At 72.5% G+C, this 15303-nt stretch carries 14 protein-coding genes; 8 read left to right on the top strand and 6 right to left on the bottom strand.

The genetic code is table 11. The features are described from left to right. Positions 1-72: 72 nt before the first annotated feature. Positions 73-864, top strand: a complete 792-nt coding sequence (locus OO68_RS35785; RefSeq protein WP_033313530.1) for a rhomboid-like protein — start codon at positions 73-75, stop codon at positions 862-864. 12 nt (positions 865-876) lie between these two features. On the opposite strand, the gene OO68_RS35780 is transcribed toward OO68_RS35785, so the two are convergent. Then, positions 877-1536 (bottom strand): GNAT family N-acetyltransferase, encoded by a 660-nt coding sequence (locus OO68_RS35780; protein ID WP_033313529.1) that lies wholly within the window; start codon positions 1534-1536, stop codon positions 877-879. A gap of 175 nt (positions 1537-1711) precedes the next feature. Here OO68_RS35780 and lon point away from each other — a divergent pair, with 175 nt between their 5' ends. Then, positions 1712-4126 (top strand): endopeptidase La, encoded by a 2415-nt coding sequence (lon, locus tag OO68_RS35775; protein ID WP_033313528.1) that lies wholly within the window; start codon positions 1712-1714, stop codon positions 4124-4126. Between the two features lie 191 nt (positions 4127-4317). After that, the gene (locus OO68_RS35770) at positions 4318-4806 is read left to right on the top strand and encodes a MarR family winged helix-turn-helix transcriptional regulator (protein WP_033313527.1); all 489 of its coding nucleotides are present in this window, start codon (positions 4318-4320) and stop codon (positions 4804-4806) included. Positions 4807-4827: 21 nt separating this feature from the next. On the opposite strand, the gene OO68_RS35765 is transcribed toward OO68_RS35770, so the two are convergent. Then, on the bottom strand, positions 4828-5613 hold the full coding sequence (locus tag OO68_RS35765) for a protein phosphatase 2C domain-containing protein (protein ID WP_033313526.1): 786 nt from the start codon (positions 5611-5613) through the stop codon (positions 4828-4830). Positions 5614-5981: 368 nt separating this feature from the next. On the opposite strand from OO68_RS35765, the gene OO68_RS35760 reads away from it, so the two are divergent. Genes OO68_RS35760 through OO68_RS35740 form a run of 5 tightly spaced genes read left to right on the top strand, consistent with a single transcriptional unit; the run spans position 5982 to position 11992 of the window. Then, positions 5982-9149, top strand: a complete 3168-nt coding sequence (locus tag OO68_RS35760) for a sensor histidine kinase (protein ID WP_033313525.1) — start codon at positions 5982-5984, stop codon at positions 9147-9149. Continuing rightward, complete coding sequence (locus OO68_RS35755) at positions 9146-9670, top strand: roadblock/LC7 domain-containing protein (protein WP_033313524.1); 525 nt, start codon at positions 9146-9148, stop codon at positions 9668-9670. The genes OO68_RS35760 and OO68_RS35755 overlap by 4 nt, the downstream gene beginning before the upstream one ends. Continuing rightward, the gene (locus OO68_RS35750) at positions 9667-10089 is read left to right on the top strand and encodes a DUF742 domain-containing protein (RefSeq protein ID WP_033313523.1); all 423 of its coding nucleotides are present in this window, start codon (positions 9667-9669) and stop codon (positions 10087-10089) included. The genes OO68_RS35755 and OO68_RS35750 overlap by 4 nt, the downstream gene beginning before the upstream one ends. Next, positions 10070-10717 (top strand): GTP-binding protein, encoded by a 648-nt coding sequence (locus OO68_RS35745; RefSeq protein ID WP_033313522.1) that lies wholly within the window; start codon positions 10070-10072, stop codon positions 10715-10717. Before OO68_RS35750 ends, OO68_RS35745 begins: the two co-directional genes overlap by 20 nt. Before the next feature lie 12 nt (positions 10718-10729). Then, positions 10730-11992 carry a styrene monooxygenase/indole monooxygenase family protein gene (locus OO68_RS35740; protein ID WP_033313521.1) on the top strand — a complete coding sequence of 421 codons (1263 nt, stop codon included), beginning with the start codon at positions 10730-10732 and terminating at the stop codon, positions 11990-11992. Here OO68_RS35740 and OO68_RS35735 read toward each other — a convergent pair. From OO68_RS35735 to OO68_RS35720, 4 genes are all read right to left on the bottom strand, one after another. Next, complete coding sequence (locus OO68_RS35735) at positions 11956-13206, bottom strand: C40 family peptidase (protein ID WP_033313520.1); 1251 nt, start codon at positions 13204-13206, stop codon at positions 11956-11958. The two genes, OO68_RS35740 and OO68_RS35735, sit on opposite strands and share 37 nt — an antisense overlap. A gap of 106 nt (positions 13207-13312) precedes the next feature. Next, positions 13313-13612: a DUF8847 domain-containing protein gene (locus OO68_RS35730; RefSeq protein ID WP_033313519.1), complete on the bottom strand. Its 300-nt coding sequence runs from the start codon at positions 13610-13612 to the stop codon at positions 13313-13315. Positions 13613-13622: 10 nt separating this feature from the next. Next, on the bottom strand, positions 13623-14276 hold the full coding sequence (locus tag OO68_RS35725) for a TetR/AcrR family transcriptional regulator (protein ID WP_033313518.1): 654 nt from the start codon (positions 14274-14276) through the stop codon (positions 13623-13625). A 37-nt stretch (positions 14277-14313) separates the two neighbouring features. Then, entirely contained in the window at positions 14314-15252 is a 939-nt protein-coding gene (locus OO68_RS35720; protein ID WP_033313517.1) for an AurF N-oxygenase family protein, read from the bottom strand. Positions 15253-15303 lie beyond the last annotated feature (51 nt).

Raw genomic sequence — 15303 nt, 5'->3', positions numbered from 1 at the left:
TCGCGTGGCGCGGATCACAGACAGCGGGGTGTCCAGGGCGAAGGCTGGGACATGACGGAAGGAGCGCCCGCTGTGGAACGGACCGCGCCGCCCCACGAGACGGCCCCGCCGCCTCCGCCCGTGGCCGACGTGTCGGGGCTGCTGGACGGAATGCCGCGGCAGCGGGGTCCGTACGGGACGGCGGACGCGGGGGTACGGGAGCCCGTCCCGGCGGCCGTGCCCCGGCTGCGGGCGCTGCGCCCCTGGCGGCTGCTGCCCACCCCCACGGGAACGCCGTTCACCTTCGGATACGCCACCCTCCTCTGCCTCACCTCGCTGATCTCCGCCTACGCGGACCCGGCCCTGGTGCACGCGCTGCTCCAGGGCTCCAGCACGGACGTGGCGCACCTGGTGCGCTCGCCGGAACTGGTGCTGATCGGCAGCGCGCTGTGGGTCGCGGGCGGGGTGACCTCGCCCTTCGCCGTCGCCTTCGTGCTGGTGCTGACCGCGCTGGAACGGCGGATCGGCAGTTGGCGCACGGCCGGTGTCTTCCTCCTCGGGCACGTCCTGGCCACCCTCGCGACCGAGGTGCCCGTGGGGCTCGCGGTGCTGGCCGGGCACCTCCCCGGCAGCTCCCTGCACCGCCTCGACTACGGCGTCAGCTTCGGCGTCGCCGCCGGCATCGGAGCGCTGGCCGGTCTGCTGCCGCTCTGGCTGCGCCTGCCGCTGCTGACCGCCTTCGGCTGGATGCTCCTGACGGACCTGCTCGCCTTCACCGACCCGATGACGAACTGGGGGCACCTCATCGCCCTGGGCATCGGGATCGCCACCTGGCCGGTGGTCCGGCGCTGGTGCGCGTCGCGCCTCGGCCCGGCCGGGGGCTGAACGCGGGGCCTCTCAGCCCCGGGCGGTGGCGGGCGGGGCGTACTTGGCACTGGTGAGCGGGGCCACGGCCGTCCAGCCCAGCGCCTCGTAGAGCCCTCGCCCCGCGGGCGTCCCGGCCAGGACGCCGGTCCGCGCGCCCTGCCGGACCGCGACGTCCTGCAGCGTCCGCATGACGAGGCTGCCCATACCCTTGCGGCGGTGTTCGGGGGCCGTCTCGATCTGGTCGACGACGGCGGTCTCGCCCGTCGGGGCGATCTGGCCGCGCGCCGCCAGGGACCCGTCCGGCGCGGCCACCATCACCCGGGTCACTCCGCCGCGGGACCAACTGCGCAGCCGGTAGCCCTCGGGAGCGGCCGGAGCGCTCCCGGCCGTCAGCGGGGTTGTCATCAGGTAGCCCGGCTCGGGGTCGATCCACCAGTTCTCGTCCAGCCAGCGGCAGACCGCCGTGGGGTCCCGGAAGGCCTTCAGCCACACACCGTGCCCGGTCACGGCTCCGGCCACCTTGCGGACGGTCGTCTCGTCGAGGCCGTCGCCCGTGGCGCCGAGCACGTGCCGGGTGACGTGCCCGTGCATCCCCACGTCGATCGTCCAGCCCCACGGCTCCGGCGTGGGCGGCGCGGCCCCGCGGGACACGACCCATCCGTTCACCCATGCCTGCACGGTGCCGTCCATGTCATCCCCCTGTAACAAGCGCAGTGCATCTTCGTCTATTACTCACGGAACCTTACGCGGCTCTGCGTCCCCGGTGTCACAGGTGATCGCTGACAGCGAACGGCGGGTGGGGAACATTCGGCCGCCCCCGCGCATTGAGTCGGCATAGCTCAACTTGACTGCCGAAGGGGAGATCATGGCTTCGACGTCCACTCCGCTCACCCTGCCCGTGCTGCCGCTCGACGGCGAGGTCGTGCTGCCCGGAATGGTGGTCCCGCTGGACCTGAGCGACTCCGAGGTCCGTGCCGCGGTGGAGGCCGCTCAGGCCGCTGCCCGGTCAACGCCCGGAAAGCCCCGGGTACTCCTGGTGCCACGCATCGACGGGACCTACGCGAACACCGGTGTCCTCGGCACCGTCGAGCAGGTCGGCCGGCTCGCCGACGGCGACCCGGGCGCCCTGATCCGCGGCCGGAGCCGGGTGCGCATCGGTGCGGGAACGACCGGCCCCGGCGCCGCACTGTGGGTCGAGGGAACCCGCGTGGACGACACCGCCCCGGACCCGCTGCCCGGACATGTCGCCGAACTGGTCAAGGAATACAAGGCCCTCGCCACCGCCTGGCTGCGCAAGCGCGGCGCCTGGCAGGTCGTCGACCGGGTCCAGGCCATCGACGACGTCTCGGCGCTGGCCGACAACTCCGGCTACTCGCCGTTCCTGACCACCGACCAGAAGGTCGAACTGCTGGAGACCACCGACCCGGTGGCCCGGCTCAAGCTCGCCACCCAGCAGCTGCGCGACCACCTCGCCGAGCAGGACGTGGCCGAGACCATCGCCAAGGACGTCCAGGAGGGCGTCGACAAGCAGCAGCGCGAGTTCCTGCTGCGGCGTCAGCTCGAAGCCGTCCGCAAGGAGCTGCGCGAGCTGAACGGCGAGCAGGAGGGTGAGGAGTCCGATGACTACCGCTCCCGGGTGGAGGCCGCCGACCTGCCCGAGAAGGTCCGCGAGGCCGCCCTCAAGGAGGTCGACAAGCTGGAGCGGTCCTCCGACCAGTCGCCCGAGGGCTCCTGGATCCGCACCTGGCTCGACACGGTCCTGGAGATGCCGTGGAACGAGCGCACCGAGGACGCCTACGACATCCGGGGCGCCAAGGCCGTCCTGGACGCAGAGCACTCCGGCCTGGAGGACGTGAAGGAGCGCATCACCGAGTACCTGGCGGTGCGCAAGCGGCGTGACGACCGGGGCCTCGGCGTGGTCGGCGGGCGGCGCGGCGGTGCCGTGCTCGCGCTCGTCGGGCCGCCCGGCGTCGGCAAGACCAGCCTGGGCGAGTCCGTTGCCCACGCCATGGGCCGCACGTTCGTGCGCGTCGCCCTCGGCGGCGTCCGCGACGAGGCCGAGGTCCGGGGCCACCGGCGCACCTACGTCGGCGCCCTGCCGGGCCGTATCGTCCGGGCGATCAAGGAGGCCGGGTCGATGAACCCGGTCGTGCTGCTCGACGAGATCGACAAGGTGGGCTCGGACTTCCGGGGCGACCCGGCCGCCGCCCTGCTGGAGGTCCTCGACCCGGCGCAGAACCACACCTTCCGGGACCACTACCTGGAGGTCGAGCTGGACCTGTCGGACGTCGTCTTCCTCGCGACGGCCAACGTCCTGGAGGCGATCCCGGAGGCCCTGGCCGACCGCATGGAGATCGTCCGCCTGGACGGCTACACCGAGGACGAGAAGGTCGTCATCGCCCGCGACCACCTGCTCCCGCGCCAGCTGGAGCGGGCCGGGCTCGACAAGGACGAGGTCACCATCGACGAGGGCGCCCTGCGCAAGCTCGCCGGAGAGTACACGCGCGAGGCGGGCGTGCGCACCCTGGAGCGGTCCATCGCACGGCTGCTGCGCAAGGTCGCAGCCCAGCACGAACTGGGCGAGCGGAAGCTGCCGTTCACCGTCCGGGACGAGGACCTGCGCGACCTGATCGGCCGGCCGCACCACGTGCCCGAGTCCGCCCAGGACCCGGCCGAGCGGCGGACGTCCGTGCCGGGCGTGGCGACCGGGCTCGCGGTGACCGGAGCGGGCGGTGACGTCCTGTACGTCGAGGCGTCCCTGGCCGACCCGGAGACGGGCGCGGCCGGGCTGACCCTGACCGGTCAGCTGGGCGACGTGATGAAGGAGTCCGCGCAGATCGCGCTGAGCTTCCTGCGCTCCCACGGCGCCGAGCTGGAGCTGCCGGTGGCGGATCTGAAGGACCGGGGCGTGCACATCCACTTCCCGGCGGGCGCGGTCCCCAAGGACGGCCCGAGCGCGGGCATCACCATGACGACGGCCCTCGCGTCCCTGCTGTCCGGCCGGCTGGTCCGCACGGATGTGGCGATGACCGGCGAGGTCTCGCTCACCGGGCGGGTGCTGCCGATCGGCGGTGTGAAGCAGAAGCTGCTCGCGGCGCACCGGGCCGGTGTCACCACGGTGATCATCCCCAAGCGCAACGAGCCCGACCTGGACGACGTCCCGGCGGAGGTGCTGGACAAGCTCGACGTCCACGCCGTCACCGACGTCCGCCAGGTCCTGGAGCTGGCGCTCGCGCCCGCCACCGCGGGTGTGACGCCGGAGGTTCCGGTGGCCGCGTGACGGAGGTCATCGGATGAGAGAAGGCCCGGGTCCCTGTGAGGGAGGCCCGGGCCTTCACCGTGTGGTGACCCTGTGTACGCGTACGCCCGTGACCTGCGGAATACTTGCCGGACTGCGGCGAGGGCGGCAGGTGGCGGAAAATTCCAGTACCGGACTCCCAGGGCCGGGCGACGACCGAGGCAGGGGCTGACGTGCACGAGGAAGGCAACGACGGACACCGCGACGCCGGTGTGGCCGCGAGCGGTGTGGACCAGCCCGCCTTCCTGGCACTGGAGCGCGAGCTGACCGTGTTGCTGCGGCGCGCCCGGGCCAGCCAGGGCGAGATGGCCCGCGAGGTCCACCCCGACCTGGAGTCGTCCGCGTACGGCCTGCTGGTCCGGCTGGACGAGTGCGGAAAGCAGCGGGCCACCGAACTCGCCGCCTACATCGGGGTCGGCAAGGCGACGATGTCCCGCCAGCTGCGCGCCCTGGAGGAGCTCGGGCTGGTCGCGCGCGAGCCCGACCCCGCCGACGGACGCGCCTGGCTCGTCGCCCTCACCCAGGAGGGCCACGACCGCGTCCGCCGGGTCCGGGAAGCCCGCCGCGCCCGGTACGCCGGCCGCCTGGCCGACTGGGACCCGCGCGAGGTCACGGAACTGGCCCGGCTGCTGAACCAGCTCAACCGGGGCATGGAGAAGTAAGCCGGGGGAGAGCCCCGGACCCTAGAACTCGACGTACACGACCGTCGCGTCGTCGTGCCGCTTGCCCCGGCCCGGGAACGTCGCGGCGGTGTCCGACCGCTCCAGGCTCCGGACGCGGTCCACCAGGGCCTGCGGACCCTCCTTGCGGACCAGGCGGAAGCAGTCCGTCCAGTCGCCCTCCTCGAACCGTTCCACCCAGCGGGAGGCGCCGTCCGTCAGTGCGGCCAGGGCACGGACCCGGTCGCGGGGCACCGTTCCGGTCACCGCCCGGGCCGCCACCGAGGGGTCGGCCGCCGCCGTGAAGAAGCCGCCCTCCCTGTTGCGGAGCGTGGAGTCCACCAGCGCGTCCGTCGCCAGCGCCGAGCGGGGGAGCAGGGCCAGCCGGTCGTCGAGGACGGGTGTCACCTCGCCCTGCGGGGACTCCAGGAGGAGGGCGGAGTCGGACAGGACCAGATACTCCACGGTGGCCGGATTCCAGCGGGTCACGACCACCGTGGCCTGAGGGGTTCGAGGGTGAGAAAGGTCACAGGTTGCGGCGTGCGCCTCGGAGGTACGCGCGATGGCGCGGGACAGGGCGTCGACGAGGGGAACATCCGGGAGTGAAACGGTCAGTTCGGTCAGTGCGCCGCCGAGGCGCGCCGTGAACCAGGGGACGGAATGCAGACAGCCGGTCCCGGTCCTCGGTGGCGTGACCCCGTCCAGGACGACCACCGAACCGCCCTGCCCCGAGGCCGGTAGCCCGACACTGGCGAAGTCCTCGTTGGGGCGGTCGGCGTCTCCCGGCTCCGAGGCGAGTTCAGTACGCATCCAGCCAGTCTGCACGAGCCCTTCACAAGGTCCGCAAAAGGCTGCCAATGGTTGCCGTACCGGCGCAGCCACGCAGGTCAGACGCCGGGTTTGGGCTGGAATGATTTGTTCCGGGAAGGCGTGGTGGCGAATACTGCCACCGGCCGTCCCTGTCGTCCAACCGGCGTGCCGCGCCAGGTCGCTGTACGGACCTGCGGAACTTGCCCCTCAACTCCGGTCCGGGGTTCACTCCTTCGGGTGGCGGGTCAGGTGATGCGCGTGCGCTGCCCACCGGCGCTGGGAGGGTCGGGAAGTGTACCGGGAGTACGCACCAGTTGACGGAGCGTCATCCGGGCCCAAGGGTTCACGAGTCAGGAATGCGAGCACCGGTGCAGAAGACGCGGCCTCGTCGCACAGGCAAGCAGACGGCCCCCGTTCAGGGTGCTGAGCCGACGCCCCCCACCGGCAAGGGACGCCCCACCCACGTACGCAACCGGCTGATCGTCGCCGTGGCCGTGGTGGCCGCGGCCATCGCCGGCGCCGGCGCCCCCTCCGTCACCGCCGCCTCCGGGCAACTCCACGACACCCAGGAGCTGGTGACGCTCGCGGAGCAGACGCAGGACGCCCTCGCCCTCGCGCACTCCCTCGCCGACGAGCGGGACGACGTCACCTCCTACATCGCCGCCGGGCGCCCCAAGTCCAAGGCGCCCTCCGAGCAGCACAGCGCCCGGGTGGACCGGCAGGTCGAGGAGCTGCGCTCCGACACCGACACGCCCGCCTCGCTGCGCTCCGACCTCGACGGCATAGCGTCCGTGCGCAGGGCGGCGCTCACCGGCAAGAGCAGCGCCCTCGAAGCGCACCAGGCGTACTCCGCCGCCATCACCGAACTGCACCGACTCGCCGAGCAGCTGGCGCAGCAGACGCCGCCGCGCGCCGGCTCCGGCTCGTACGCGCTGGCCGAGCTGGACTCCGCCGTCCAGCAGGCCGCCTCGGCCCGCGGGCTGCTGCTCGCCGCCCTCAGCGTGCCGCGCAGCACGGAGACGGTCATCGACCCCGTCACCGGCCTGCCGACCGAGACCTCCACCTCCTCGGACACCGACACCCGGCAGCGCGACGCCCTGAGCGCCGCCGCCCAGCAGGCCCGGCTGCGTTCCGACGCGGCCCTGGCCGACTTCCGCGGCTCCGCGCCCAAGCCGGCCCGCGCCTCCTTCGACTCCACGGTCACCGGCACCGAGGTCAACTCCGCCGACAAGTACCTCGCCACCCTGACCGACCAGCCGACGCTCTCCCGCACCGACCTCGCCACCAGCACCAAGAGGCTGGACGCGGCCCTGTCCGCCCGCGTCGACCTGATGCGCGGCGTGGAGTCGGCCCTGTACGACCGGCGCACCAAGGAGCTGGAGGCGCTGCGCGACGACGACGTCACCGCGCTGGAGATCCGCGTCGCCGTCCTCGGCGCCCTCATGCTGCTGGCCGTCGGCGTCGCCACGGGCATGGCCCGCAGCCTCACCCGGCCGCTCGCGGTCCTGCGCCTGGGCTCGAAGCGCCTCGCCGAGGCCGAGGACCCGGCGGCCGAGGAGCCGGTGAAGTTCACCGGCCGCAACGACGAGTTCGCCCAGGCCGTCCGCTCCGTCAACGCCCTGCACGCGCACGCGGCCGCCCTCACCGAGCGGATCACCACGCTGGAGTCCGACCGCAAGCACCTGGTCGGCCAGCGCCAGAAGATGGCCGACGCGCGCGAGGAACTGCGCGGCGAACTCGCCGAGTCCGCCGCCCAGCTGGAACGGCTGCGCACCGCCATCGGCGGGACGTTCGTCAACCTCGCCCTGCGCACCCTCGGTCTCGTCGAACGGCAACTGGCCGTCATCGAGAACCTGGAGGAGCGCGAGCAGGACCCGGACCGGCTCGCCACCCTGTTCAAGCTCGACCACTTCGCCACGGTCATGCGCCGGCACAGCGAGAACCTGCTGGTCCTCGCCGGTACCGAGCACGTCCAGCACGCCGCCGGGCCCGTGCCGCTGGTGGACGTCGTGCGCGCCGCGGTGAGCGAGATCGAGCGGTACGAGCGGGTCCGGATCGCCGCGCTGCCGCCGCACGCGCACATCGCCGGGTTCGCCGCGGACGACCTCTCCCACCTGCTGGCCGAACTCATGGAGAACGCCACCTCGTTCTCCCCGCCCGACCTGCCCGTCGAGATCTCCGGCTGGCTGCTGGAGAACGGCGAGGTCATGCTCTCCGTCCAGGACGAGGGCATCGGCATGGCCGAGGACCGGCTGGAGCGCCTCAACTCCCGCCTGGCCGACTTCGATCCCGAGGCGCCCTACGACCAGGAGGGCGAGGACGGCCTCGGCCTCGGCCTGTACGTCGTGGCCCGGCTCGCCCACCGCCACGGCGTGCGCGTGCAGTTGCGCGAGCAGAAGCAGGGCGGTGTCGCGGCCGTCGTCGTCCTGCCCCGCACGCTCCTCGCCGCCGCCCCGGCCGTGGCCGTCCCGGCCTCCGGCCCGCTCGCCGGCGCGACGCACTCCGTCTCCTTCCCGGGCGCCGACGCCGAGGCCAACTCCAACGTCCTGCCCGGCCGCACGGCCGGCGACGACCCGTTGGTGGCCCTGGCGGAGAAGGCGGTACGCCAGGACGAGGCCGGGGGAGCCACCGCGGCGCCCGAGGCGGAACCGGCCGGGGCGACGGCTTCCACGACGCCCGCCGGACCCTCGACGCACGACGACTTGTCCGCGCCCGCGGGCCCGGCAGCGCCTGCCGAGCCGGGTGCGCCCGTCGAACAGTCCGCGCACGACGGGCTGGTCGCGCCCGCCGAACCGTCGACGTCAGTGGAACGGCCGGCGTCCGCCGAGCAGCCCGTCCACATCGACCCTGCGGCGCCCACCGGGCCGGCGGCACCGACCGACCTGGTCGCATCTGCAGATCCGGCGGCACACGCCGACCCGGCGACGCCCGCCGCATCGGACGTACACGCCGACTCGGCGACGCCTGCCGATCCGGCCGCACACGCCGATCCGGCGCCGCCCGCCGCGCCCAGCGCCCCCGCCACCCCCGCCGACCCGCCGGTACCCGCCGAGCCGGACGACGCCGCGGCACCCGTGGAATCCCCCGCGGAGACCACGATGGAACTGCTCATTCCCGTGCAGCCGGGGGCGCCGGACCCGGTCGGGCACGAAGCCGTGGCCGGTGACGGCGAGGACATATCGCACGGCCCGTCCGCGCCCGACGCGGGGAGCGTCGGGGACGAGGACGGCAGCCCGGAGCACGAACGCGCGCCCGACGAGGAGGAGGACCGCGTCACCGACAAGGGCCTCCCCAAGCGCACCCCGAAGATCACCGCACAGACCACCGCCCCGCGCCAGCGCAGCGGCTCCGTCGACGCCGACGCCCTGCGCCGCCGACTCGGCGGGTTCCGCCAGGGCGCCCAGGCCGGCTACCGCGACGTGGAGGCGGAGATCGCCGAGAGGACGGCCTCGCACCAGCGGCCGGCCACCGGCACTGCACGACCAGCTGGATCCGGAGAATCCACGGGGGGCACAGTCGAGGAGGCAAGCAGTTGACCGCGCCCAGTACCTTCGGACTGATCGGACTGAGCAGTGAGGCCCGCAACCTGCACTGGCTGCTGACCAACCTCGTCGAGGAGGTACCCGGCATCCAGTCCGTCGCGGTCGTCTCCTCCGACGGGCTGCTCCTGCTCTCCTCCGACGACCACCGCAACAAGGAGGCCAGGGAGGCCCTGCAGGCCCGCGGGACCAAGCGGACCGGTCCGCGCGGCTCCGCCGCCGACCTGGCCACCATCGTCTCCGGCATCGGCAGCCTCACCGTCGGCGCCGCCCGGCTGATGGACTTCGGCGGGGTCCGGCACACGATGGTCGCGATGGACGAGGGCAGCCTGTTCGTGATGTCGATCAGCGACGGCTCGCTGCTCGGCGTCCACGGCTCCGCCGAGTGCGACATGAGCGTCGTGGCGTACCACATGGCCCTGTTCGTCGGCCGTGCCGGCCACGTGCTGACGCCGGAACTGCGCAGCGAGCTCCGTAAATCCCTGGAGGATTCCCAGACGGCGGGGAGTGCCCGATGAGCAGTAAGCCGAAGCAGCACCTGCCCGTCCGCGGCGGCGACCGCAAACCCGCCCGGGTCCGCCCCTACTCGCTCACCGGCGGCCGCACCCGCTTCGGCCACGTCCTCCTCGTGGAGACGTTCGTGGCGAGCACGGCCGCGCTCGACGCCCCCGAGGAGCGCAGGGAACTGACGAACGGCCACCTCTCCACCCGCGTGATGCCGGAGCTGCGGGCCATCGTCGAACTGTGCCGCCGGATGCGTACGGTGGCCGAGATCGCCGCGCTGCTGAAGATGCCGCTCGGCGTGGTCCGCGTGCTCCTCAGCGACCTCGCGGACCAGGGAAAGATCCGTGTGTACGGAACGGGCACCGGCCACGGCACGGGCCGCCCGGACCGGGCTCTGCTGGAAAGGGTGCTGAGTGGACTCCGTCGTCTCTGACGCCGCTCACGGCGTTGCTGGTTCCTCCCCGTTCGTCCGGCCGGACGACAGCATGCACGCCTGGGAGACGGACCGCACCCGTGCCCCCATAGCCACGAAGATCGTGGTGGCGGGCGGCTTCGGCGTGGGCAAGACCACGCTGGTCACCGCCGTCTCGGAGATCACGCCCCTGCAGACCGAGGCGCTGATGACCGAGGCGAGCGAGGCCACCGACGACCTCACCGCCACCCCGGGCAAGACCACCACCACCGTCGCCATGGACTTCGGGCGCATCACGCTCGACGACGACCTGGTGCTCTACCTGTTCGGCACGCCGGGCCAGCAGCGGTTCTGGTTCATGTGGGACGACATCGTGCGCGGCGCGATCGGCGCCGTCGTCCTGGCCGACACCCGCCGCCTGAAGGACTGCTTCCCGGTCCTGGACTACTTCGAGAGCTCCGGGCTGCCCTATGTGGTCGCGGTCAACCACTTCGACGGCAGCGAGCTGTTCGAGCCGGAGGACGTGCGGGAGGCCCTGACCATCCCGCGACACATACCTGTCATGATCATGGACGCGCGTCGCCGGATCTCCGTGATCGAGACCCTCCTGGCCCTCGTGGGCCACGCGCTCGACGAAACCCCCGAGTAGAGGACAGCCCGCATGCGGAAGATACTCGTCGTCGGAGCCGGTCAGTCCGGGCTCCAGATCGCCCTCGGCCTCCAGTCACAGGGGTACGAGGTCACCCTGATGTCCAACCGGACGGCGGACGAGATCCGCACCGGCCGGGTCATGTCGACGCAGTGCATGTTCCACACGGCCCTGCAGCACGAGCGCGATCTCCAGCTGAACTTCTGGGAGTCCCAGGCCCCGAAGATCGAAGGACTCGGCGTCTCGGTCGCCGCCCCCGGTTCCTGGGCCGAAGGCCCCTCCGCCCGCGCCATCGACTGGCTGGGCAGGCTCGACGGCTATGCCCAGTCCGTCGACCAGCGCGTGAAGATGGCCGGCTGGATGGAGACGTTCGCCCAGCGCGGCGGCCAGCTCGTCATCCACGGCGCGGCCGTCGGCGACCTCGACTACTTCTCCCGCACCTACGACCTCGTGCTCGTAGCGGCCGGCAAGGGCGAACTGGTCCAGATGTTCGGCCGCGACGCCGAGCGCTCCCCCTACAGCGAGCCGCAGCGCGCGCTGGCCGTGGCGTACGTCCACGGCCTCGGCCCGCGCCCCGAGCACCCGGACACCGAAGCGGTCCGCTGCAACCTCGTGCCGGGCGTCGGCGAACTGTTCGTCATGCCCACCCTGACCACCTCCGGCCGCGCCGACATCCTGTTCTGGGAGGGCATACCCGGCGGCCCGCTCGACGCCTTCAACGGCGTCAAGGACCCCGCGGAGCACCTCTCCCTGACCCTGGAACTCATGGAGCGGTACGTCCCCTGGGAGTACGCGCGGGCCACCAAGGTCGAACTGACCGACGCCGGCGGCACGCTGGCCGGGCGCTACGCCCCCACCGTCCGCAACCCGATCGGCCGGCTCCCCGGCGGCGGGCTCGTGCTGGGCGTGGCGGACGTCGTCGTGGCCAACGACCCGATCACCGGGCAGGGCTCCAACTCGGCGTCCAAGTGCGCCGCCGCCTACCTCGCCTCGATCACCGAGCACGGCGACAAGCCGTTCGACGAGGAGTGGATGCGGGCCACCTTCGACCGCTACTGGAACACCGCCCAGCACGTCACCAAGTGGACCAACGCGATGCTCGCGCCGCCGCCGGAGCACATCCTGAACCTCATCGGCGCCGCCGGTGAGCTCCAGCCGGTCGCCGACCGCTTCGCCAACGGCTTCAACGACCCGGCCGACTTCGAGAACTTCTTCTACGACCCGGCCAGGACGCAGGCCTACCTGGCCGACGTGTCCGGCGCGGGCGCCGCGTAACCCTCGTAGCCCTCGTCCGACCCGTCCGTGGCACCCTCGGGGAGCTCCGGCGGCACGTACCGCCGCAGGGGCTTCCCGTCCGGGTCCGGACGCACGGCGCCCAGGACGGGGTTGGCCGCGATCGGTGAGACCTTCACCTTCGCGCCCGGGCGGGGCGCCTGCACCACCATGCCGTCCCCGAGGTACAGCGCCACGTGCGTGGCCTTCTCGAAGTAGACGACCAGGTCGCCGGGGCGCAGCTCGTCCAGCGGGATGCGCCGCAGCCGCTTCCACTGCTCCTGGCTGGTCCGGGGGACGGTCACCCCGGCCTCGGCCCAGGCCTGGGAGGTCAGCCCCGAGCAGTCGTACGTCTTCGGGCCCTCCGTGCCCCACTCGTACGGCTTGCCGAGCTGCCGCACGGCGTAGCGCACGGCCCGGCGGCCCTCCGCCGACGGGGCACGGACGCCGCTCCTGCTCTCCTCGCTGCCCTTGCTGCCGCGATTCTTGTCGTCTCCGCCGGTGTCGTCGGTCTGGTCTGCCTTGTCGTCGTCGCCGTTGCGTTCGCTGCCGAGGGCGCCGGACGCCAGGAACTCCTGCTGCGCCTTCGCGATGCCCTTCCGCTCGAACTCGGCGAGGTCGGTGAGCTGGTCGCGGCTGAGGGAGGCGAGCAGTTTCTCGACGTCGTGCAGGCGGGCGCGGACCTCGTCCCGCTCCTTCTTGCGCCGCTCGGTGAGGGCCAGTTGCCGGTCGAGGGCCGTGCGGGCCTTGCGGGCCAGTTCGCCGGCCTTGCGTTCGTCGCCGGTCAGGCGGCCGACGGTGTCGGCCCGCTCCCGGGCCAGCCGGCCGATCACATGGCCCTGCTCGATCGCGTGCTGCGGGTCACGGGCCAGAAGCAGGCGTACGTACGGGGAGATGTCGGTGCTGCTCTGGTACTGCTGCCGGGCCAGCCGGCCGGCAGCGCCCCGGCTGTCGTGCAGGGAGAGCCGGGCGCGCGCGAGGGCGCGGTCCAGGCGGTCGGTCCCGGCGCGCTGCTCCTTCAGCTTCTCCTCGGTGGCGTTGTAGGCCTCGGTGGCCTCCTCGGCCTTCCTGTACAGCTTCTGAAGCTCTGTCAGGAGGTCCGCGACATGGCGCTGTTCAGCGTCGGGCTGGGGAGCGGCCGTGGCCGGGACGGGCGCCAGGACGGTTCCGGCCGCCGTCGCCGCGACGCAGACCAGACGCAGAAGCTTTCCTGACATGCCATCACCTCCGGTGCGGGGGCGGCGTGGTGCCGCCGGACATCGTGAGGATCGGGCGTGTGCGGGCGGTGCGCGCGGTGGGTGTGCGCGGTTCGGCGCAACGGGGTCACCCGTCGGCGTCGTCCGGCTTGCCGGGCGGCGTGGCGTCTGGCTTCGACCAGGGCCAGTTGAGCCGGCGGGGCGGGACGCCCTCCGGGGCGTACTCGTACTTCCAGCGGTTGGACAGGCCGACCCGGCCCGGGCCCCGGGGGACGCGGCGGTAGACGAGCACGGTGTCCGGCCCGCCGGCGGGGTCCGGGACGGGGATGCGGTACGTCTTGGGCGGGTGGCCGGTGATGCCGAGCAGGACGGGCAGGACCCTGCCGTCCATCGGGCCGCCCTCGAAGGGGGTGTCTTCGCTCTTCACGGGATCAGTGTCAGACATCCTCGGCGAGCGCCCGGACCAGGGCGTCGGTCTGCGGGTCGCGGCGGGCGGTCACGGTCAGCATCGCCACGAACTGCTCGACGAGCCAGTCGCGGAGCTCCTCGGCGGGGGGCTGCTTGTCCTCGTCGAGCCAGATGAGCGACGAGGCCTCCACCGCGGTGATCCACATGCGGACGGTCATGCGCAGACCGGGGCCGGGGCCGGTGACGCCCAGGTGGCTGAGGATGTGCTCGGCGGCGACGCGCCGGACGCCGTCGACGATGGCCGTGGTGCGGGAGGTCTCGACGACGCTGCCGCCCTGGAGGAGGGCGCTGAAGCCGGTGTCGTGCCCGTCGACGAAGGTGAGGTAGCGGTCGAGGGCGCGGGACAGGCGGGGGAGGAGCGGGCCTTCGCGGGGTTCGTCGAAGCAGAGCTGGAGCTCGTCGGCGGCGGAGCGCAGGGCGGCCTCGTAGAGCTGCTGCTTGCCGCCCGGGAAGTACCGGTACACCAGGGGCCGCGAGACCCCGGCCGCCTCCGCCACGTCGTCCAGCGACACCTCCTCCGGGGAGCGGTGGGCGAAGAGGTCCAGCGCGGAGGTCAGCAGCTGACTGCGGCGTTCCTCGACGCTGAGTCGCCGGTAGGCGGGGGTGGGGGCGGCTGGTGTCATGCCTCGCAGGGTAATCGGGGCACCGGGATGTCCGCCCCTACGCCAGCAGCCCCGACGACTTCCACAGCCGCCGTCCGACCCCCCGCAGCACCCCGATGTCGTCCAGGAAGTCGGTCAGCTTCCTGGAGCCGTTCTGCATGACCTCCCGGCGGTGGCCGCTCGCGCGGACCTGCGCGAGGGCCTCCCGCTTGTCCAGGCCCACGTTCGTGTAGACGTCCGGGTTCACGAATGCCACCGAGAAGACGCGGGCGAACTCGCCGGAGGTGATGCGGGTGAACTCCTGGGACCACTTGGGCGCGGTCACCATCTGGCGGCGGAGTTCCTCACGGGCGTAGCGGACGTGACGGGCCTCCTCGACGACGTGGATGCGGGTGACGCCGCGGACCAGGGTCTGGACGCGCTCGTCGGGGAAGGTCAGCCGCTGCATCCAGTCCAGGACCTCCTCGCCCAGCAGGGTCGCCGTGAAGGAACCCGGCGTGGTGGAGATGGTCTTGAACAGGCGGCCCAGCTGCTGGTGCGCGCGGCTGACCGGGTACCAGGGCGTGTCGCCCTGGGCGATCAGCCGGGCGAACATCCTGGAGTGCCGGCACTCGTCCTCGATCTCGGTGAGCGCGTAGCGGACGTGCGCGCTCGTGGCCGCCTTGTCGTAGATGTGCCGCACCAGCAGCTGCATGAGGATGATCTCGAACCAGATGCCGAGCGAGGCCAGGGCCGCCGCCTCGTGCTGGGAGAGCAGGATCCGCTGCTCCTCGCCCATCCGCTTCCACAGCGGGGTGTCGTAGAGCGACACGAGCTCCGGCGGCCAGAACCACTTGCCCTCCTCGAAGGGCGCGTCCCAGTCCAGTTCCTTGTCCGGGTCGAAGGAGTGCTTGGCGGAGGAGTCGAGCAGCCGCTGGGCCACCTGCTCCCGGTCCTTCAGCAGGCCGAGGGCGTCGCGCAGGCCGTCGAGCGCATCGGCTTCCGTCAGGGTCGTCATGGCTGCCCACCTCGTTGTGCACACGTCACTGATGCACTTATGAGACTGCTT

Origin of the sequence: Streptomyces iakyrus (assembly GCF_000717055.1) — a bacterium.
Classification (GTDB): Bacteria; Actinomycetota; Actinomycetes; order Streptomycetales; family Streptomycetaceae; genus Streptomyces; species Streptomyces iakyrus.
Note: the sequence above shows the minus strand (reverse complement) of the source record. Positions and strands in the feature narration are given on the sequence as shown.

Coding starts and splice junctions, on each gene's coding strand:
- OO68_RS35780 (WP_033313529.1), bottom strand. CDS start 1,536: ATGGACGGCACCGTGCAGGCATGGGTGAACGGATGGGTCGTGTCCCGC.
- lon (WP_033313528.1), top strand. CDS start 1,712: ATGGCTTCGACGTCCACTCCGCTCACCCTGCCCGTGCTGCCGCTCGAC.
- OO68_RS35765 (WP_033313526.1), bottom strand. CDS start 5,613: ATGCGTACTGAACTCGCCTCGGAGCCGGGAGACGCCGACCGCCCCAAC.
- OO68_RS35750 (WP_033313523.1), top strand. CDS start 9,667: ATGAGCAGTAAGCCGAAGCAGCACCTGCCCGTCCGCGGCGGCGACCGC.
- OO68_RS35740 (WP_033313521.1), top strand. CDS start 10,730: ATGCGGAAGATACTCGTCGTCGGAGCCGGTCAGTCCGGGCTCCAGATC.
- OO68_RS35735 (WP_033313520.1), bottom strand. CDS start 13,206: ATGTCAGGAAAGCTTCTGCGTCTGGTCTGCGTCGCGGCGACGGCGGCC.
- OO68_RS35725 (WP_033313518.1), bottom strand. CDS start 14,276: ATGACACCAGCCGCCCCCACCCCCGCCTACCGGCGACTCAGCGTCGAG.
- OO68_RS35720 (WP_033313517.1), bottom strand. CDS start 15,252: ATGACGACCCTGACGGAAGCCGATGCGCTCGACGGCCTGCGCGACGCC.